Annotated in this window: 1 protein-coding gene; it reads right to left on the reverse strand. The window is 65.0% G+C overall.

Annotated features, from left to right (window positions below; all coding sequences use genetic code 11):
• Positions 1-6 precede the first annotated feature (6 nt).
• On the reverse strand, positions 7-757 hold a 751-nt coding region (locus ENZ74_RS33390; RefSeq protein ID WP_245471068.1), incomplete at its 5' end, for a thiamine pyrophosphate-dependent enzyme.

Below are 757 nucleotides of genomic sequence, written 5' to 3' on the forward strand. Positions count from 1 at the left end.
CCTATATCAATCGCCGATGGTCTGCATCTGCCGCTTTTCATCATACGCCTTGCGCGCCGCGTTGACCTGCGGCCGCACTGACACTTCCGGCACCGCCACATCCCACCAGTGACCGCCGGCATCGGTGGAAACCAGGGGGCCGGTGTCGATGACGAGCACCGTGGTGCGCGTATTCTTCCTGGCTTGTGCCAGCGCGTTTTCCAGCCCGGCGATCGACGGCACTTTCTCGGCAATCGCCCCCATGCTCGCCGCATGCGCGGCGAAGTCGATGTCGGGCAGAACCTCGTGGCGCGAGTCCTTCAGCAGATTGTTGAAGTTGGCGCCGCCGGTCGCCATCTGCAGCCGGTTGATGCAGCCGTAACCGCGGTTGTCGAGCAGCACGATGGTCAGCTTGAGGCCGAGCATCACCGAGGTGGCGATCTCCGAATTCATCATCAGGTAGGAGCCGTCGCCGATCATGACGACGATCTCCTCGCCGGGCTTCGCCATCTTGGCGCCGAGCCCGCCGGCAATCTCATAGCCCATGGTCGAGAAGCCGTATTCGCCATGGTACGAGCCGGGCGCGCCCGCCTGCCAAAGCTTGTGCAATTCGCCCGGCAACCCGCCGGAGGCATTCAGCAGCGTCACACCGGAGCCCATGGCGCGCTGCACCGCGCCGATCACCTGCGCATCGGACGGATAGGCGGCATTGGTCGACGCCGTCACCTTGGCCGCCTCGACCGCCCAGGCCTTCTTGCCGGACGACGCATTGTCGGTC

This window comes from Mesorhizobium sp. M7A.F.Ca.CA.002.15.2.1, from assembly GCF_003998715.1.
Taxonomy (GTDB): Bacteria; Pseudomonadota; Alphaproteobacteria; order Rhizobiales; family Rhizobiaceae; genus Mesorhizobium; species Mesorhizobium ciceri.